General features: G+C 66.3%; 20 protein-coding genes. 17 read left to right on the forward strand and 3 right to left on the reverse strand.

What is annotated here, in order from left to right; translation table 11 throughout:
- The first annotated feature begins 11 nt into the window (after window positions 1–11).
- Together MJO58_RS01790 and MJO58_RS01795 are read left to right on the forward strand one after the other, a co-directional pair.
- Window positions 12–926 carry an LLM class F420-dependent oxidoreductase gene (locus MJO58_RS01790; RefSeq protein WP_239721839.1) on the forward strand — a complete coding sequence of 305 codons (915 nt, stop codon included), beginning with the start codon at window positions 12–14 and terminating at the stop codon, window positions 924–926.
- Complete coding sequence (locus MJO58_RS01795; protein ID WP_090598497.1) at window positions 926–2,107, forward strand: acyl-CoA dehydrogenase family protein; 1,182 nt, start codon at window positions 926–928, stop codon at window positions 2,105–2,107. Before MJO58_RS01790 ends, MJO58_RS01795 begins: the two co-directional genes overlap by 1 nt.
- A 53-nt stretch (window positions 2,108–2,160) precedes the next feature.
- Here MJO58_RS01795 and MJO58_RS01800 read toward each other — a convergent pair whose 3' ends face one another.
- Both MJO58_RS01800 and MJO58_RS01805 read right to left on the reverse strand, forming a co-directional pair.
- Complete coding sequence (locus MJO58_RS01800; protein ID WP_239721840.1) at window positions 2,161–2,850, reverse strand: DUF427 domain-containing protein; 690 nt, start codon at window positions 2,848–2,850, stop codon at window positions 2,161–2,163.
- A gap of 10 nt (window positions 2,851–2,860) precedes the next feature.
- Window positions 2,861–3,286, reverse strand: coding sequence for a winged helix-turn-helix transcriptional regulator (locus MJO58_RS01805; RefSeq protein ID WP_434086353.1), 426 nt, complete (start codon window positions 3,284–3,286; stop codon window positions 2,861–2,863).
- A 160-nt stretch (window positions 3,287–3,446) separates the two neighbouring features.
- Between MJO58_RS01805 and MJO58_RS01810 the strand changes: the two genes are divergently transcribed.
- From MJO58_RS01810 to MJO58_RS01875, 14 genes are all read left to right on the forward strand, one after another.
- Entirely contained in the window at window positions 3,447–4,367 is a 921-nt protein-coding gene (locus tag MJO58_RS01810) for an NmrA family NAD(P)-binding protein (protein WP_239721841.1), read from the forward strand.
- A gap of 59 nt (window positions 4,368–4,426) precedes the next feature.
- The gene (locus MJO58_RS01815) at window positions 4,427–5,596 is read left to right on the forward strand and encodes a CaiB/BaiF CoA transferase family protein (protein WP_239721842.1); all 1,170 of its coding nucleotides are present in this window, start codon (window positions 4,427–4,429) and stop codon (window positions 5,594–5,596) included.
- A 164-nt stretch (window positions 5,597–5,760) separates the two neighbouring features.
- Window positions 5,761–6,342 carry a hypothetical protein gene (locus MJO58_RS01820; protein WP_239721843.1) on the forward strand — a complete coding sequence of 194 codons (582 nt, stop codon included), beginning with the start codon at window positions 5,761–5,763 and terminating at the stop codon, window positions 6,340–6,342.
- Window positions 6,342–7,046 (forward strand): NIPSNAP family protein, encoded by a 705-nt coding sequence (locus MJO58_RS01825; RefSeq protein WP_239721844.1) that lies wholly within the window; start codon window positions 6,342–6,344, stop codon window positions 7,044–7,046. Before MJO58_RS01820 ends, MJO58_RS01825 begins: the two co-directional genes overlap by 1 nt.
- Window positions 7,047–7,093: 47 nt before the next feature.
- Window positions 7,094–8,269: a cytochrome P450 gene (locus tag MJO58_RS01830; protein ID WP_090608325.1), complete on the forward strand. Its 1,176-nt coding sequence runs from the start codon at window positions 7,094–7,096 to the stop codon at window positions 8,267–8,269.
- A gap of 1 nt (window position 8,270) precedes the next feature.
- Entirely contained in the window at window positions 8,271–9,239 is a 969-nt protein-coding gene (locus MJO58_RS01835; protein ID WP_239721845.1) for a zinc-binding dehydrogenase, read from the forward strand.
- Window positions 9,236–9,982 carry an HpcH/HpaI aldolase family protein gene (locus tag MJO58_RS01840; protein WP_239721846.1) on the forward strand — a complete coding sequence of 249 codons (747 nt, stop codon included), beginning with the start codon at window positions 9,236–9,238 and terminating at the stop codon, window positions 9,980–9,982. The genes MJO58_RS01835 and MJO58_RS01840 overlap by 4 nt, the downstream gene beginning before the upstream one ends.
- A complete protein-coding gene (locus tag MJO58_RS01845) occupies window positions 9,979–10,386 on the forward strand; it encodes a nuclear transport factor 2 family protein (protein ID WP_239721847.1) in 408 nt (135 codons plus the stop codon). Before MJO58_RS01840 ends, MJO58_RS01845 begins: the two co-directional genes overlap by 4 nt.
- Window positions 10,383–11,105, forward strand: a complete 723-nt coding sequence (locus tag MJO58_RS01850; RefSeq protein WP_239721848.1) for an SDR family NAD(P)-dependent oxidoreductase — start codon at window positions 10,383–10,385, stop codon at window positions 11,103–11,105. The genes MJO58_RS01845 and MJO58_RS01850 overlap by 4 nt, the downstream gene beginning before the upstream one ends.
- Window positions 11,106–11,112: 7 nt before the next feature.
- Window positions 11,113–12,621: a flavin-containing monooxygenase gene (locus MJO58_RS01855; RefSeq protein WP_239721849.1), complete on the forward strand. Its 1,509-nt coding sequence runs from the start codon at window positions 11,113–11,115 to the stop codon at window positions 12,619–12,621.
- Window positions 12,618–13,541: an alpha/beta hydrolase gene (locus MJO58_RS01860; RefSeq protein ID WP_239721850.1), complete on the forward strand. Its 924-nt coding sequence runs from the start codon at window positions 12,618–12,620 to the stop codon at window positions 13,539–13,541. Before MJO58_RS01855 ends, MJO58_RS01860 begins: the two co-directional genes overlap by 4 nt.
- 76 nt (window positions 13,542–13,617) lie before the next feature.
- Window positions 13,618–14,811, forward strand: a complete 1,194-nt coding sequence (locus tag MJO58_RS01865; RefSeq protein ID WP_239721851.1) for an enolase C-terminal domain-like protein — start codon at window positions 13,618–13,620, stop codon at window positions 14,809–14,811.
- Window positions 14,812–14,889: 78 nt separating this feature from the next.
- A complete protein-coding gene (locus tag MJO58_RS01870) occupies window positions 14,890–15,354 on the forward strand; it encodes an acyl-CoA thioesterase (protein WP_239721852.1) in 465 nt (154 codons plus the stop codon).
- A 52-nt stretch (window positions 15,355–15,406) separates the two neighbouring features.
- Window positions 15,407–15,847, forward strand: a complete 441-nt coding sequence (locus tag MJO58_RS01875) for an SRPBCC family protein (protein WP_090598522.1) — start codon at window positions 15,407–15,409, stop codon at window positions 15,845–15,847.
- A 39-nt stretch (window positions 15,848–15,886) separates the two neighbouring features.
- Here the strand turns inward: MJO58_RS01875 and MJO58_RS01880 are convergent, their stop codons facing one another.
- Window positions 15,887–16,582, reverse strand: coding sequence for a GntR family transcriptional regulator (locus tag MJO58_RS01880; RefSeq protein ID WP_239721853.1), 696 nt, complete (start codon window positions 16,580–16,582; stop codon window positions 15,887–15,889).
- Between the two features lie 159 nt (window positions 16,583–16,741).
- Between MJO58_RS01880 and fadD5 the strand changes: the two genes are divergently transcribed.
- Window positions 16,742–18,400 carry a fatty-acid--CoA ligase FadD5 gene (fadD5, locus tag MJO58_RS01885; RefSeq protein ID WP_239721854.1) on the forward strand — a complete coding sequence of 553 codons (1,659 nt, stop codon included), beginning with the start codon at window positions 16,742–16,744 and terminating at the stop codon, window positions 18,398–18,400.
- Window positions 18,401–18,513: the final 113 nt, after the last annotated feature.

Consider the following 18,513-nt stretch of genomic DNA (forward strand, 5'->3'; position numbering starts at 1 on the left):
CGGGAATCCCGATGCGCTTCACAATCACCCACCCGATGCACAGCCACCCCTACAACCCCGAGCTGGTCAGTGGGGACGGCATCGGGAAGGTGGCCGCGGCCACCGAGGTGGCCGGCATCCACGGATTCGGCTTCACCGATCACCCGGCGCCGTCGCAGCGCTGGCTGGAGGCCGGCGGTCACGACGCGCTAGATCCTTTTGTCGCACTGGGTTTCGCGGCGGCCACCACATCGACACTGCGACTGATCCCCAACATCGTGGTGCTGCCCTATCGAAACCCGTTCGTGGTGGCCAAATCCGGCGCCACTCTCGATCTGCTCTCCGGAGGCCGCTTCACGCTCGCGGTCGGCGTCGGCTACCTCAAGCGTGAGTTCGCGGCGCTCGGCGTCAGCTACGACGAGCGCGCCGAGCTGTTCGAGGAGTCCCTGCAAGTGATCCGGGCTGTCTGGAGCGGCGACGACGTCACTTACGAGGGTAAGCATTTCAGCGCCCGCGGCATCACCGCGCACCCCCGCCCGCCGAGCAGCCCGCCGATCTGGATCGGTGGCAACACCACGGGGTCTCGTCAGCGGGTAGCGCAGTACGGTGACGGCTGGTGTCCGTTCCCCGCGCCGCCGCAGCTGGCGCAGACCGCCGGCACCGCGGTCATCGACTCGCTGGACAAGCTCACCGCCGGCATCGACGATCTGCGGCGCCGCTGCGATGCCGAGGGCAGGGACTGGTCGTCGATCGACATCACCTTCACCAACTTCGACGGCGGCAGCATCACCGACGATGACTTCAACGCCGACGCCTACCTCGAGGGCCTGGACAAGCTGGCGAAGCTCGGGGTCACCTGGGTCAGCGTCCACCTGCCCGGTGACAGCATTGCGCACGCGCTCGAGACCCTCGATCGGTTTCGCACCCTCGTGATCGACGCGGCGTAATGGACTTCTCCTACGTCGACCTCTCGCCCGAGGACCAGGAATTCCTTGACCACACCCGGGCGTTCATCGCCAAGCACGTCACCGACGAGGTGCTGCGGCTTGATCGCGAGACGGGTGAAAACTTCAGTGAGCCAGTGCATTTAGCGCTGGGCGAAGAGGGTTATCTGACGTCGGATTTCAAACAGGAGTCCGAGGGGGGATTCGATCCGGTGCGCCGGCGAATCTTCCACCTCGAGATCGGCCGTGCCCACACGCCGTGGTTCCACTGGGGGACCACCGCGGTCGTCGCACGTTTGGTCAAACAATTCGGGAAGCCCGAACTCGTTGAGGCGGTACTGCCGGGCGTGCTGTCCGGCGAGATCCGGCTGTGCCTCGGTTACACCGAACCCGAGGGCGGCTCGGACGTCGCGACCTGCAAGACCCGAGCCGTGCGGGAAGCGGATGGATCGAGCTGGGTTATCAACGGGTCCAAGATGTTCACCTCGAACGCGCAGAACGCCAAGTACGTCTTCCTGCTCACCAACACCGACCCGCAAGCGCAGAAACACAAGAGCCTGACCATGTTTCTGGTGCCGCTGGATTCCGAGGGCATCGAGATCCAGGGCATCCGCACGCTGGACGGCGACCGCACCAACATCGTGTACTACAGCGACGTGCGGGTCGACGACCTCTACCGGGTCGGCGAGGTCAATGGCGGCTGGACCGTGATGCGGTTCGCCCTGGACGCCGAGCACGGCATTACCGAGACCGAAGACCATGGTCTGCAGAATGTTTCGATGATGTCGGAGCACGGTTATCTGATGGCCGAGGCGGCCGACGGAGTCGCGGCGATCCTATCCCGGCCGGACGCCAACGGGCGGCGCCCGATTGACGACGAGTCGACGAAATACCGGCTCGGGCGCTGTATGGCCCGCATCGAGGCGGCGCTGTCGACGCCCGGGATCTACGGACGCGTCGCGCTCATCCAGACCATGCGCGACGTCTCACCGGAATTGATGGACCTGCTGGGGGCGGCATCGGCATTGCCCACCGACACAACGGGTTCCGCGGACGACGGCGCCGTCGAGTTCATCTTTCGCCACGGCGTGCCCGCCGGGATCTACGGCGGCACCATGGAGGTCTTCCGCAACATGATCGCCCAGCACGAGCTGAAGCTCGGGCGTCCCAGCTACGGCGGCTAGCAGCTCTCCTTCAACCCAGTTGCCGCCGTCGCGCACCCTCGGCGGGGTGCTGTTCATGTTCGCGATCGTGGCGGTGGCGAGCTGAGCGGCAATTCGGCAAGCACGTCCGCACGCGTGCTGTCGAAACTGAGAAAACCCTTGATGGGCAGGCTTTCCGGCGGCGGATCCGGATAGCTCCACGCGACGTCCTCGACGTCACCCACCGACCAGTACGTCGCGAAGCCCTTGTAGTTGCAGTAGCTCGTCGTCTCCGAAGGCCGCAGCAGATTGGTATGCACGTGCGCGGGATGGACGTAAAGCCTTGGCTCGAGGGCGGTCTCGAAGACGATCACGGTGTCGTCGGTATCGACCAGCACGGTGTCCGCGACGCTGACGCGCAGGCGACGTGCGGTGGGCCGGCAGTCGACCCGGTGATACGGATTCGGCGGGTAGTGCACGAGTTCGCGGCCTTCCTCCAGCCAGGTGTCGACGGCATCCCACGGCACGTGCACGAAACCCGGTGCCTCCGAATCGGGTTCGGCCGGCAGGTTGCCGACGTCATCGGCCCGGAACAGATAGCTCAGCGGACGGCCCTGCCGGTGCACCAACAGAACCTGCTCGGTGTCGATCACCGGGTGCCCGTCCTTGAACGCCTGTACCCGGCGCGGGTGTGGCTCGATGTAGATCACGTCACCGGGCAGCGGGGGAGCGAACCGCCCGGCCGGATCGCTGCTGAGCGGACCACGTCCGGCGACCAGACTCATGGTGCCCAGGCTAACGCCGGCGTCCGGCGCTGTGGCCGCGTATCTCGATGTCCGTCGACCGCTTCTTCGGGGTGCCGGTGTCGGCGGTCACGCGGACCGCGAGGGTTTCGCCGGTATCGGCGTCGACGAACGACAGGGGGGCGGGTCCGTCCTGCAGGTAGGCGTCGCCCCACTGCACCAGCGACATGAAGACCGGCAACAGATCCTCCCCGGCCTCGGTCAGCCGGTACTCGTCGCGCGCGCGGCTGCCCGGCTCCCGATAGGGCACGCGGGTGACGATCTGCGCGGCCTCGAGCTGCTTGAGCGCGCGCGACGCCGCCGGCGCCGACGTCGCGGTCCGCGCCACGAAATCCTCGAAGCGTGTCGTGCCGAAGAACAACTCGCGCAGCACCTGGAATGTGGTTTTGGTGCTGAGTAGGTCGAGCACCTTGGACATCGAGCAGCGATCGTTGATCGACCACTGCTGGCGGTCCTGCAGCCGCTTTTCGAACTCCACCTGGATCTCCCGTGAATAACGCTTGCGTTAGTCAGCGTACCGTGCTTTGATCTGAATAACGATATCATTAGTCAGAAGTATTGATCAATGAGGAGGCAAGATGTCGACCGAGAAGCTGTTTCTGATCACCGGGCCAACCGGCAACACCGGGGCGCCCACCGTCGGGATTCTGCGTGCAGCCGGCCACCGGGTCCGCGCGTTCGTGCACCGCATCGACCGTCGCTCCGACGCGCTGACCGCCCTGGGTGCCGAGGTCGTCGAAGGCGATCTGCTCGATTTCCGTGCCGTCAGCTCCGCCATGACCGGTGTGGACGCCGCCTACTTCTGCTACCCGATCGCACCGGGCACGCTGCTGCCGGCCACCGCGATCTTCGCCCAGGCTGCCAGCGAGGCCGGTGTTGACGCCGTGGTCAACATGTCGCAGATCTCCGCCCGCCGGGAAGCGAAAAGTAATGCAGCCCAGCAACATTGGATTGCTGAGCGGCTGCTGGACCGCGCCGCGTTCAAAACCACCCAGCTGCGCCCGACCTTCTTCGCAGAGTGGTTGAAATGGCAATGGCAGCGCGATGACAACGAGGGCGTACTGCGGCTGCCGTTCGGCCACGGCCGCCACGCGCCCATCTCCGGTGTCGACCAGGCCCGGGTGATTGCCGCCATCCTGCAGCACCCCGCGCCGCACGACCGCCAGATCTACCCGCTGGTCGGCGCCCACGAGCTGGATCACTACGGCATCGCCGACGAGATCGCCGACACGCTGGGGTTGCCGGTCCGCTACGAGCCGGTCTCAATCCCCGCCTTCGCGGCCGGTCTGTCCGCCGCCGGCTTCCCGGAGTTCTTCGTGCAGCACATCAGCAGCGTCGCTCAGGACTACCAGGACGGCATCTTCTCCGGCGAGAACAACCTGGTCGAGGTGATCGGCGGGCACCAGCCGATGACCGTGGCCGACTTCGTCAACGCGAACCGTACCGAGTTCGATCGCGACGGACGTTTCGTGCGGCGGGGGCAGCTCAAGGCGAGCTGATGGCCCGCGACCGGGGGCATGTGTGCGGTTCGGTTGAGCCACGGAGTAGGAACTTGGCCATGGCAGGACCGGTGGAAGGCCTCAAAGTCGTCGAGCTCGGAGTATGGGTGGCCGGGCCGGCCGCCAGCGCCATCCTGGCGGACTGGGGCGCCGACGTCATCAAGATCGAGCCGCCGGCCGGCGATCCGGGCCGCATGTTCGGCCGGATGCTGGGCTGCGACCTCGGGGTCAACCCGCCGTTCGAGCTGGACAACCGTTCCAAGCGCAGCATCGTCTTGGACCTGACCACCGACGACGGCCGCGACATCGCCTTCGAATTGCTGGCCGACGCAGACGTTTTCGTCACCAACGTCCGCCCGGGCGCGTTGCAACGCCTCGGCTTCGACTTCGAGTCGCTATCCGCCCGCTACCCGCGGCTGGTCTACGGCCTGATCACCGGCTACGGCCAGACCGGGCCCGACGCCGACCGGGCCGCCTACGACGTGGCCGCGTTCTGGTCGCGCGCCGGGGTGGCGCACCTGCTGACGCGGCCCGGCCAGACACCGCCGTTCCAGCGCGGCGGCATGGGTGACCACTCCGCCGGCATGACCCTGGCCGCGGCGATCTGCGCGGCGCTGTTGGCCCGCGAGCGTACCGGGAGCGGTCAGCTGGTGAGCACCTCGCTGTACCGGCAGGGCGCCTACACCGTGAGCTTCGACCTCAACACCTATCTGTTGACCGGTCAGCCGATCGCGATCGGCCAGCGCGAAACGATGGGCAACCCGTGTATGAACAATTACGCCGCCGGTGACGGGCGGCGCTTCTGGATCGTCGGCCTCGAAGGCGACCGTCACTGGCCGCCGCTGTGCCGCGTCGTCGGGCACCCCGAATGGGTCGACGACCCGCGCTACCGCGACGCCGCCGCCCGCTTCGCCAACGGCCCGGAGCTGATCGCGGAGTTGGACGAAATCTTCGCCACCCGCTCGCTGGACGAATGGGCGCCGGCCTTTGCCGAAGAACCCGACTTCTTCTGGTCGCCGATCAATTCGCTCGAAGACGTGGTGGCCGATGAGCAGTTCCATAGCGCCGGCGGCATCGTCGACGTCCCCGACGGCGAATCCAGCGTCGCGATGGTGGCCACCCCGGCGGATTTCCACGGAACACCGTGGGCGCCGCGCTCCCCGGCCCCGCAACTGGGGCAGCATACCGACGAAATCCTGGCCGAGCTGAAGGCCCGCCGGCACTCCTGATCGCGCGCAAGGAACTTTACAAATTTCGGCAGAAGTGTCACGCTGTGGCATGAGTCGCGTCACCCCTGCGTGAGGCGGCGTCAGCCTTTGGGAAGCCCATGACAAGCGCTGCAGCTGCCTTGGAGCGAACGCACTCCGCGGCGTGGCGGTGAGGAACGGATTTGATGGTCACTCCGATGTTCGACATCAGCCAGAGCAGACGCCTCAGTGCTGAACGGTCTGCCCGCGGCGATGGTGAGTGTCTGCGGTATCGACTGGACGTGGTGGCCGCCAGCGCCGTCGACGTCGTGCACTCGGCCGGCGGGTGGCTCTATGACCGGGTGATGGCCGGCTGGCAGGTGACCGTGCTGCTGCCGGGCGGCTGCGACACCCGCCCGCTGCGCATCCTCGGGGTGGCGGTCGTGGACACCGAACCGGACAACGTCGCGACCGCGATGGGCTCGACGAGTCACACGCTGGCCGTCAGCGCCGAGGCGTTCACCGCGGACGCCCGCGTGCGCGACAAGGTACTGACGTCGCTCGACGACCGGCTGACCGAGGTCGCGCTGTGGGGTGAGGGATGGCCGTTGGGTGTGAACCGCGGCATGACCCGAGCCCAGCACGTGCTGTCCGCCGCGGCGCGCAAGTTCAAGGGTTACGCCCTTGCGGCAGCGGGGATCCCGTCCGCGCTCGTCGAACCGACCGAGGCATTGCTGTGTGAGGCGAGTTATTCGCGCGTCGATTCAGAGCTGGTCCGGCTCGACTGATGAAGAAGTATCACGGCCACACCCTGCTATACCTGCACGAGACGATTTCGCTGGGATCAGGGTTAAGCGACCGCTTCACCGAGGTTTTCACCGATAACTACCAGCCGATGATGGACGCGCTGGGCGCCCGGCTGTTCGCGATGTGGGAAACGACGCCGTACAACGGTCACTGGCCGCAGGCCACCGTCATCTGGGAGATCGACGGGTTCTCCGATTACGCGAAGATCGGAGCCGCCCAGGCCCGCGGCGGCAGCCACGAGGCCGCGGCCGGCAAGTGGTCGGCGTTCCTGTCCGAGATCGGCGCCTCGGGCGAGGGGCGGATCATGTACCCCGGGCCGAGCAATAAAACTCTGGCCCAGCTGCGCGAGGCCAAATTCAGTGCGCCGCTGGTGATTCAGGAGATCATGCAAACCAAGCCGGGGCGCCAAGACGACTACATTCGCGAGTTGGAACGGCTTTACGTCCCGTGGTCGGAGCGCACCGGCAAGCGTTGGCTGGGATCGTTCACCACCACGTTCCGGTTCAACGAGGTCATCCACTATTGGGCGCTGGATGGCGGCTGGGAATGCTTCGCCAATCACTACCCCTCGTGGAAGGACAGCCCGCCCGCCGAGATCGTCACCTGGATGAGCGTGGCACCGGCACTGCGCGACGGTTGGGAAGACTCGATTCTGCAGGCCCTACCGCCCTCCCCGCTGCAGTGACCACCCCCACCTCCGACTTCGCGTACGACCCCTTCGACGCGGATGTCATGGCAAACCCGTTGCCGTACTATCGAACTCTGCGCGATCACTACCCGGTCTACTACATGCCGCAATGGGATACCTACGCGCTGTCCCGCTTCGAGGACATCTGGCAGGTTCTCGAAGTCAACGACGGAACCTTCGTGGCGTCGGAAGGGACCCTGCCCCCGGCGACCGTGCTGGCCCAGCACAACAGTGGGCCGGTCGAGGATCCGCCATTGCATCCCTTGCCATTTCACGCCGTGTTCGACACCGATCTGTACGGCGAGATCCGTCGTTCCCACTCGGCACCGCTGCGGCCGCGGTCGGTCGCCGGGCTGGAGGCCAGGATCCGCGAGCTGGCCAACGAGCGCCTCGACCTGCTGTTGCCGCAGGGGTCCTTCGATCTGACCCAGGACTACGGCGGCATCGTGGCCGCCTCGATGGTGTGCGACTTGCTGGGCATATCAACCGAACTCGCGCCGCAGGTGTTGGCTGCGGTCAATGCCGGAAGCCTCGCGGCACCCGGTGAGGGCGTCGACACCGCGCAGGCTCGCCCCAATTACCTCGAATACCTGATCCCCGTGGTGCAGCGGCGCCGGGCCGATCAATCGGGCGCCCCGCTTCCGGTGGTCGACGGACTACTGGGTTACCGGCTACCCGACGGCAGCGCCTTGTCCGACGTCGAAACGGCCACGCAGATGTTGTGCATCTTCATCGGCGGCACCGAAACCGTGCCCAAGATCGTCGCGCACGGGCTGTGGGAGCTCAGCCGGCGGCCCGACCAGCTTGCTGCCGTGCGTGCCGATCCGGCCAACACCGTGCCGGTGGCCCGTGAGGAGATGCTGCGGTACTGCGCGCCCGCCCAGTGGTTCGCCCGAACGGCGCGGCGGCCCTTCACGATTCACGGTCAGACCATCGAGCCCGGCCAGCGGGTGATCACGCTGCTTGCCTCCGCCAATCGCGACGAGCGCGAGTACCCCGACCCCGACGACTTCATCTGGGATCGGCCCATCGCCCGGTCCCTGGTCTTCGGCCGCGGCCAGCACTTCTGCATCGGCTATCACCTGGCCAGGCTGGAAGTGGCTGTGCTCGTTCAGGAATGGCTGCGCCGGGTGCCCGACTTCGAGATCAAGGGCCAACACGCCACCCGCCTGCCGTCCAGCTTCCAGTGGGGATGGAACCAGATCCCGGTGGAGGTCTGACGTGTGGTCCTACCGGATCATCGCCCCGTATGAGTTCGAGCGCACGTCGATCGCCGAGAAGCAGCCGGACGACCTGGCCGACGGACAGGTGCTGCTGCGGTTCCTGGCCGCCGGAGTGTGCGGCAGCGACCTCCCGGGTTTCCGGGGTGCCCAGGGCAGACTTGCGGGTGACGACGGACCGAGCGCGGCCGAGAAGGACGGCTTCCCGATCCACGAAGTGGCCGGTGAGGTGATTGCCAGCCGGCATCCCGAACACCGGATCGGCGATCGCGTGGTGGGCTGGGCCTCCGGATTCGACGGCTTGATGGAGCGGGTCATCACTGACGGCAACGGCCTTGCGCCGTACGACCCGGGGCTGACCGCGGCGCAGGCCGTCGGGCTGCAGCCGCTGGCGTGCGTCCTGTATGCCTGCGAGCAATTGCCGGACCTGGCGGACAAGCACGTCGCGATCATCGGCCAGGGCTCGATCGGGCTGCTGTTCTCCTACGTCGCCAAGGCTGCCGGGGCCCGTCGCGTCACCGGTGTTGACCCCGTCGACCGGCAAAGCCTCGCAACGACATTCGGCGTGGACGAGGTGGTGCGGGCGACCAGCGACCGCTGGGTCAGCCGGCTGGCGCCGGCCGACCGCGCGGACATCGTCATCGAGGCCGTCGGTCATCAGGTCGCCACCCTGGGCCATGCCATCGAAGCCGCCGCCCCCGGCGGCACCGTCTTCTACTTCGGCGTCGCCGACGACGAGGCCTACCCGATTAGCATGCGTCTCATGCTGCGCAACAACCTGACCCTGAAATCCGGTGTGACGCTTGATCGGCGGCGGGTGCTCGAGCTCGCTGGCAAGTTCGCCACCGAACATCCCGAGCTGCTCGGCTGCTATCTCACGCACACCTTCGGGGTCCAAGACGTGCAGGGTGCATTCGACCTGGCGTGCCGGCCGGTCCCCGAGCGCGTCAAGATCGCGATCGCGCTGTGAGCATCTTCCACGACGCGCCGACCAAGACCGCGCCGATCTGGGGCGGGTGGGTCACCGGCCCGACGCTGATCGGGCCGGAGGAATTCGCCCGAGCCGGATACGACTACGTCGGGTTCGACGCTCAGCACGGCTATCTCGACGACGCCGACATCGCCGGCATACTGCGGCGCCTCGAGCAGGTACCCATCGCGACCGCGGTGCGGTTGCCCAACGCCGATCCCGCCCCGATCGGGCGGGTGGCCGACGCCGGTGCCGACGCCGTGTTGATCGCGATGATCGAGTCGGCCGACCAGGCCGCCGCGGCCGTGGCGGCCACCCGCTACCCACCGACGGGCGTCCGCAGCTTCGGCCCATTGCGCGCCAGTCTGGGGCTCGACCCCGCCGCCCACGAGGCGAAGGTGAGCGTGTTCGCAATGATCGAAACCGCTGCGGCGCTAACGAACCTCGCAGACATATGTGCGGTCGACGGGCTGGCCGGCATCTACATCGGCCCGGCCGATCTGGCCATCTCGATGGGGCACCCCGCGGTCGGATCGACCCGGCAGCCGGAAGTGCTGGACGCGATCGTGCGGATCCACCGGGTCGCGACCGAAGCCGGACTGGTCACCGGGATTCACGCCAGTGAGGGCAAGACCGGTCACGCCATGGCGGGGCTCGGCTTTCGGATGATCACCCTGGCCGCCGAATCGGCGGCGCTGCGACGTGGGGCGGTCGAGCATCTACGCGAAGCGACCGGGCAGTGACCGACGCGCGCACCGCGATTCGCGAACTGATCGCCGCCTACGCACTCGCGCTGGACGCCGGTGACGTCGAAGCGTGTGTGCAGCTGTTCACCGACGATGCGGAATTCCTGGTCTATGGACGGTCTTTCGCCGGACTCGAAGGGATCGCCAAGATGTTCCAGGATGCACCCCGCGGACTGCACCTGACCGGGGTGTCGCGCATCGACGTCGGCCCTGACGAAGCTGATACCGCGACCGCCCGCACCCAGGTCCTGTTCGTCAGGGCCGGTGACCTGCACCTGCGGCCCGCGCTGTACGACGACCAGCTCGTCCGCCGCGGCGGCCAATGGCGTTTCCGGCAGCGCAGATGCCAATTCGTCACCAGCCACGGCCTGTCCGATAGCCCCGAGGTTCCGTCATCATGAGCGTCGCACTCGTCACCGGCGCGGCCGGCGGCCAGGGTTGGGCGATCGCGAAAAGGCTTCGCGATAACGGGTATTCCGTAGCGGCCTGCGACCGGCGCGCCGAGGCCGTCGCGGCCGCGGTCGCGGAATTGGGCGACGACGAGGTGATCGCGATCGAACTCGACGTGACCAGCGAGCAGCAGTGGGAGACGGCCGTCGCAACGACGGTGGACCGGTTCGGGCGGCTGACCACGCTGGTCAACAATGCGGGGGTGCTGCATCGTGCCGCGCTGGACGACGAGACCGCCGCGGATTTCGAAAACGCTTGGCGGATAAACTGTCTGGGCGCGTTCCTGGGCATCCGAGCCACACTCGGCCAGCTGCGGGAGGCCGAACACGCAGCGATTGTGAACATTTGCAGCACCGGAGCCATCCGTCCCTTCCCGGCGCACTGCGCCTACGGTTCGTCGAAGTGGGCGCTTCGCGGACTGACCCAAACGGCGGCGGCCGAACTCGCGCCGTCCGGTATTCGGGTCAATGCCGTGTTCCCCGGGCCGATCGCAACCTCGATGCTCGATGATGTCACGCAGGCCCGGCTGACGGCGACGGCGACGTTCGGGCGGCTGGGGCAGCCCACCGAAATCGCCGCTGCGGTCGCCTTTCTGGTATCGCAGGAGGCGTCGTTCATCACCGGTTCGGAACTGGTCGTCGATGGCGGGCAATGCCTACAGATTCGATGAGGACGACATGAAAACGGATTTGTCGGTCGGCATCATCGGTGCCGGGCCGGGCGGGCTGGCATTAGGAATACTGTTGGCGCGTGCGGGATTCCACGATTTCACCATCTTCGATCGCGAAGACGACGTCGGCGGCACCTGGCGGATCAACACCTATCCGGGCCTGGCCTGTGACGTCAAGTCGCACCTGTATTCGTTCTCCTTCGACCTGAACCCGCATTGGTCGCGGCTATGGTCCGGCCAGCCCGAGATCCTCGCCTATTTCGAACGCTGTGCCGACAAATACCGGCTGCGCCCGCACCTGAAGCTGCGTACCGAAATTCATTCGGCGACTTGGGAAGAAGATGCCCAGCAATGGTGCCTCACTACCAGTAGCGGCGACGAACACCGCTTCGACGTCGTGGTCTCGGCCGTCGGTCTGTTCACCCGGCCCCTTTTTCCCGAGCTCGTCGAGCAGGAGCCGTTCACCGGAACCGTGATGCACTCGTCGCAATGGGACCATTCGGTAGACCTCGAGGGCGCGCGGGTAGCGGTGCTGGGCACCGGGTCGACGGCGTCGCAGCTGTTGCCCGAACTCGCAAAGGTGGCCGGCCAGGTGTATTCGGTGCAGCGCTCGCCGACCTGGATTCTGCCCAAGCCGGATCGGCACTACACCCGACGGGAGCGTTGGGTCTTCGCTCATCTGCCGTTCGCCAAAAAGCTGTACCGGACCCGGCTGTGGCTACGGAGCGAATCCAACATCTCGGTGATCGAGCACGGCAGCGAAAAGACGCAGGACTTCACCGCGATCGCCCTTGACCTGCTTGAAAAGACGGTTGCCGACCAGGAACTGCGGCAGCGACTGACTCCCGATCACCCGATGGGCTGTAAGCGGCTGGTGTTCTCCTCGGACTACCTGCCGACGCTGACCCGGCCCAATGTCGAGGTGGTGTCCAGTCCGGCCCGCTACCTCAAGGCCCGATCCTTCGTCACCGAAGACGGCACCGAACGCGACGTCGATGTCGTGGTGTGCGCCACCGGCTACGCCGCCGCCGACTATCTCGGTCAGCTGGATGTCCGCGGCGAAGGCGGCACCACACTGCGCGAGGTCTGGAGTGATGGGGCGCATGCGTATCTCGGCATGGCCGTCCCCGGATTCCCGAACTTCTTCATGCTCTACGGGCCCAACACGAATGTCGGTTCCAACAGCGTGATCTTCATGCTGGAAGCTCAGGCCCGCTACATCGTGCGGGCGTTGAAGTACATGCGGCGCAGGGGCAAGACGTACGTGGCGGTGCGGCCGTCGGCGCTGGCGCGGTTCATCGCCAAGATCGACCAGTGGATGGTCGGCACCGTGTGGACGACCCAGTGCAGCAACTACTTTCGGGCACCGAACGGGCGAGTGGTGACGCAGTGGCCGCGCAGCGCACGCAGCTTCTGGGAAATGACACGCAGGTTCACACCCGGTGACTTCATGTTCTCCAGCCACCCACGCAGACCCGTGCCCGCCGGACGTGTGGCCCTGCGGGAAGAACGATGACGGAGTTGGATGGCGCGAAACGTCTGCACCCCGTGCTGCGCGCGGTCGCGAACACCCGAACGGTGTTCTTCCCGGAGGCAATTCAGTTGATGCGCGGACCGTTCGACCAGCGCCGCCGCGACGCCGCGGCGATCACCGAGTTGCCGGGTGTGCAGATCACCAGCGACACCGTCGGCAACGTGCCGGTCCGCATCTATCGCGGTGGGCCGTCACCGGCACCGGTCGTCGTCTATTGCCACGCGGGCGGATTCGCGCTGGGCAACCTCGACACCGATCACCGGCAGTGCGCCGAACTCGCCCGTCGCGGCCGCTGCACGGTGGTGTCGGTCGACTACCGGCTGGCCCCGGAGCACCCCTACCCGGCCGCGCTCGACGACGCGATCGCGGTGCTCAAGTGGGTAGTCGGCAACGCGGCGGAACTGGATGTCGACATCGCCCGGCTGGCCATCGCGGGCAGCAGCGCCGGGGCGACCCTGGCCGCATCCATGGTGCATCGTTGCGCCGATGGATCGTTGCCGCCCGTCGTGTTCCAGCTGTTGCACCAGCCGGTGCTCGACGACCGCGCTACCGCGTCGAAAGCGGAGTTTCGCACCAGCCCGGCGTTCGACAGCGAGGCGGCCGAACTGATGTGGCGCTACTACCTGGCCGGCCGGCCCGCATCGCCGGATGCCGTCCCAGCGCGACGATACGAATTACACTCGTTACCACCAACTTTGATCACCTGCGCAGAGATCGACCCGTTTCGCGACGAAGCGATCGACTACGCGCTGCGACTCCTGCGTGCCGGGGTGTCCACCGAATTGCACGTGTTCGCGCGCACCTGCCACGGCTTCGATTCGCTGCTGCCCGACTGGTCGGAGTCCGAGCGGCTGTTCACGCTGCAGGGTCAGGCGCTGCAGCGCGCCTGGTACGAGAGCTGAGCGCCCGGCTTGAGAAGCCGGCACAGGACCTTTGCCCCTACCGGTACGCGTGGCGGGTCGCGAACAATCACCCGTTATGAGGATCACCGGCTTGGAGGTCGTGCCTTTCGAGACCTTTGTCGACCGAATCTCGTTCGGCCAGTTGACTACCGATTACCGTGTGGTGCAGACCCTGACGAAGGTACTCACCGACGAGGGCGTCGAGGGCTACTACTTCGGGGGTCATTTCCATGGCGACCAGGATGGGCTGTTGTCCGGAGACCGGGCGCTGATAACTCAATTTCTGAGTCCCCTGCTCGCCGGTCAGGATCCCTTCGACCGGGCGGAGATCTGGCGGCAACTCTGGGCCGCGAAGCTGCCGGAAAACGTTTGCAGCGTCATCGATCTGGCCCTTTGGGATTTGGCGGGTCGAGCTACCGGGCTGCCCGCGCGCAAGCTGCTGGGCGGCGCTCGCGACCGCGTCAAGGCGTATGCGAGCAGTTTCAACAATCTGGGCAGTCCTGACGAGTACGCGGCGCACGCCACCGATTGCCAGCGTCAGGGGTACCGTGCCTACAAAATCCACCCGTACCACTATTGGAATCCCGCGACCCGCCAACCCGCACTGCCGCGGCCGTCCTATGTGGACTGGGATCTGCAGGTGTGCCGCGAGGTTCGGGCGGCGGTCGGAGACGAGATGGTGCTCATGTTCGACCCGTGGGGCACCTACCAGACATACGAAGACGCCCTGCTGGTCGGCCGCGAACTGGAACGGCTGGGATTCTATTGGTATGAGCACCCGATGCCCGAGTACCGGGTCGAGTCATATGTGAAACTCGCCGACGCACTTGATATCCCGATCTGCTCACCCGAGATCGCCGAGGGCGGTGTCTATACCCGAGCGGACTGGATCTTGCGCGGTGCGTCCGACATCACTCGCATCGACGTCTTGCGCGGAGGCATTACCGGGGTGATGAAATTGGTCGGAATGGCCGAGGCCGTCGGGATGCGCTGTGAGCTACACATGAGCGGCTTCGGGAACCTGCAAGTCCTGGGTGCTACGAGCGACGACGTGTGCGAATACTACGAGCGAGGCCTGCTCGGGCCCGGGGTCCGCTACGACAGCGCGCCGCCCTACCTCGAAGCGGCGTGCGACCCGTTGTGCACGGACGGATTCGTCGACCTACCGTCGGCGCCCGGGCTCGGTTACCAGATCCGTTGGGATTACCTCGAAAATCACCGCCTTGCCGACGTCGCGGCCGAACCCGTCGCACCCCTGCACCCGAGGTAGCCGGCGCAGGTCGCGGAGCGGCCGAACCAATCCGATTCGGCACCGCCTGCCGGGCGTGAAACATGTTGGAATACCAGCATGGCTATCATTCCGCCGGCACCGGAGCGTCTCACCAGCAGCGACTTCCCGGTGCTGTGGCCGGTGGGCACCCGGTGGGCCGACAACGACATGTTCGGTCACCTCAACAATGCGGTCTATTACCAATTGTTCGACACCGCGATCAATGCCTGGATCACGATCGGCACCGGACTTGACCCGACCACGATGCCGGCATTGGGCGTGGTCGCCGAGTCGGGCTGCCGCTACTTCTCCGAACTGCAATTCCCGCAGAGTCTGGACGTGGGTCTCGCCGTCACACGGCTGGGCCGAAGCAGCGTCACCTACCGGCTCGGCGTGTTCGGTGCAAGAGAGGGTGAACAGCCGCGGCCGGTGACCGCGCTCGGGCATTGGGTGCACGTTTACGTCGACCGCACCAGCCGCAAATCCATTCCGATTCCCGACCCCGTCCGGACGCTGCTGTCGACGGCCTGCGTCGAGGCTTAACCCAGATCGCGCCAGGCGCTAGGACTTTCGCGTGCCCGGCTATGCTTCGGCAATGCCTGTTCTGAGCAAAACTGTCGAGGTCGAAACCAACGCCGCCGCCATCATGGGCATCGTCGCGGATTTCGAGCGGTACCCGGAGTGGAGCGACGGGGCCAAGGGCTGCTGGGTGCTGGCGCGCTACGACGACGGCCGGCCCAGCCAGATTCGCCTGGACGCCGCCTACCAAGGCTTCGAGGGCGTGTTCATCCAGGCCGTCTACTACCCCGGGCCGAACCAGATCCAGACCGTGCTGCAGCAGGGCGAACTGTTCAAGAAGCAGGAACAGCTGTTCAGTGTGGTCGAAACCGGCGCCTCGAGCCTGTTGACCGTCGACATCGACGTCGAACCGTCGATGCCGGTGCCCGCGCCGATGGTGAAGATGATGCTCAACAACGTGCTCGATCACCTCGCGGAAAACCTGAAGAAGCGCGCCGAGCAGTTGGCCGCCAACTAGGCCCGTGAGTCAGGCTGACGAAGCCCCGCCGACCTCGAATCAACCGAAGATCCCGGCCCCGTCCAGCATGTGGGTCAGTCGCTGCGCCGCGTCGGTGAATTGCCAGACCGTGTGCTCGATCACCGCGGGTGTATCGCGACGGCGCAGCGCGCCGATCAGCTGCCGGTGATTGTCGACCGCGGCCACACCCCACTGTGGATCGCCGGCGTACACCAGCACCGGCATATACCGCGCGGCGTTGAGCAGGAACCAGGCCAGCTTGATTCGCCCGCTGGCCTGGTTGAAGACCCGGTGGAACGAGAACTCGATGCCCGCGATGGTCTCGGGATCGCTGGAGCCCACGGCCGCGGACAGCGAATTGTTGATCCGCTCCAGCTCGTCGATCTCGGCCTCGGTGATGTGTGAGGTGGCGGCCGCGGCCAGTTCCCTGGCGATGGTGGCCTGCAGCCAGAAGATGTCGTCGATGTCCTGACGGGTCAGCGGCAGCACAACGTGACCGCGGTGCGGCTCGAGCTGCACCATGCCCTCGCCGCGCAACTTCAGCAGAGCCTCGCGCACCGGCGTCACGCTGACCCCGAGTTCGGCCGCCGTCTCGTCCAGGCGTATGAAGGTGCCCGGGCGCAACGTGCCCGACATGATCGCTGCCCTTAGGTGGCCTGCCACCTCGTCCGACAGCTGCGCCCGGCGCAGCTGCCGCCGCCTGCCGTGGGTTCGCGTAGATAGAGGTACGTTCACGTCGGTGGCCAGGCTTTCGGGGGGCGTTTTCAGGGAGTTCTCAGGGCGTATCGGGGCTTGTCATCAGGGCGGTAAGGCCATAGTGTGACCCACACAACACTATGTTTTATCAAATATCAACCTGTCGCAAGCGGTGCGCGAGTGAAGGGAAGGTATTAGTTGACCGCGCAACTTGCTAGCCACCAGGCACAAGCGTCGCAGCCGTCACACCCGACCGCGCAGCCGTATCTGGCCCGCCGGCAGAACTGGGTCAACCAGCTCGAGCGGCACGCACTAATGCAGCCGCAGGCCGTCGCGCTGCGATTCACCGGTCGCACGCTGACATGGGCTGACCTGCAGCGACGGGTCAGCGCGCTGGCCGGAGCACTGCGCCGCCGCGGGGTCGGCGCCGGCGACCGGGTGATGATCCTGATGCTCAACCGGACCGAGTTCATCGAGGCGATGCTGGCCACCAACATGCTCGGCGGCATTGCGGTTCCGCTGAACTTCCGGCTCACCCCGTCCGAGATCGCCTTCCTGGTCGAGGACTGCGAGGCCCGGGTGATGGTCACCGAAGCGGTGTTGGCTCCGGTGGCCACCGGCGTGCGCGACATTGCGCCCCTGCTTGCCACCGTCATCGTGGCCGGCGGGTCGACCGACGACAACGTGCTCGGCTACGAAGACCTGATCGACGAGCCCGGTGACGCGCCCGACCCGGCGGACGTCCCGAACGACTCGCCGGCGCTGATCATGTACACCTCGGGCACCACCGGCCGCCCCAAGGGCGCGGTGCTCACCCACACCAACCTGACCGGGCAGACGATGACCGGGCTCTACACCAACGGCGCGGATATCAATAACGATGTCGGCTTCGTCGGTGTCCCGCTGTTCCACATCGCCGGCGTCGGCAACCTGCTCGGTGGGCTGCTCCTGGGGCTGCCCACGGTCATCTATCCCCTCGGGGCGTTCGACCCCGGACAGCTGCTCGACGTGCTCGCGGCGGAGAAGGTCACCGGCATCTTCCTGGTTCCCGCGCAATGGCAGGCCGTGTGCGCCGAGCAGCAGGCCCGCCCTCGCGACCTCAAGCTGAGGATCATGTCGTGGGGAGCCGCCCCCGCTCCGGACGCGCTGCTGCGGGAGATGTCGGCGACGTTCCCCGGCACCCAGATCCTGGCCGCGTTCGGTCAGACCGAGATGTCTCCGGTCACCTGCATGCTGCTCGGCGAGGACGCGATCCGTAAGCGCGGATCGGTCGGCAAGGTGATCCCGACGGTCGCCGCCCGCGTCGTCGACGAAAACATGAACGATGTGCCGATCGGTGAGGTCGGCGAAATCGTCTATCGGGCACCGACATTGATGAGCGGCTATTGGAACAACCCGGAGGCCACCGCGGAGGCGTTCGCGGGCGGCTGGTTCCACTCCGGTGACCTCGTCCGGATGGACGAGGAGGGCTACGTCTGGGTCGTGGACCGCAAGAAGGACATGATCATCTCGGGCGGCGAGAACATCTACTGCGCCGAAGTGGAGAACGTGCTGGCCGGCCACCCCAGCATCGTCGAGGTCGCGGTCATCGGCCGGGTCCACGAGAAATGGGGCGAGGTACCGGTCGCGGTCGCGGCGATCGCCGTCGATAGCCTCCGGCTCGAGGATCTGGACGAATTCCTGACCGAGCGCCTCGCCCGTTACAAGCACCCCAAGGCACTCGAGATCGTCGACGCGTTGCCCCGGAACCCGGCCGGCAAGGTCCTCAAGACTGAGCTACGGGTTCGCTACGGCACCGCAGGCAGAACGCAAAACGAGGCTACTTCAAGGGATTTCACGCCGAGAGAGGAAAGCTGACGGAAACTGTAACGTTTGCCCGTTGTTGACGAAGGGTTAATTGTGCGGATGCGGTTCACACCTGCTTGGCCATCGGGTACATTCCTGTGGTCTCCGTTACTACTTGCCAGTAG

It is taken from the genome of Mycobacterium lentiflavum, assembly GCF_022374895.2.
In the GTDB taxonomy this organism is placed as follows: Bacteria; Actinomycetota; Actinomycetes; order Mycobacteriales; family Mycobacteriaceae; genus Mycobacterium; species Mycobacterium lentiflavum.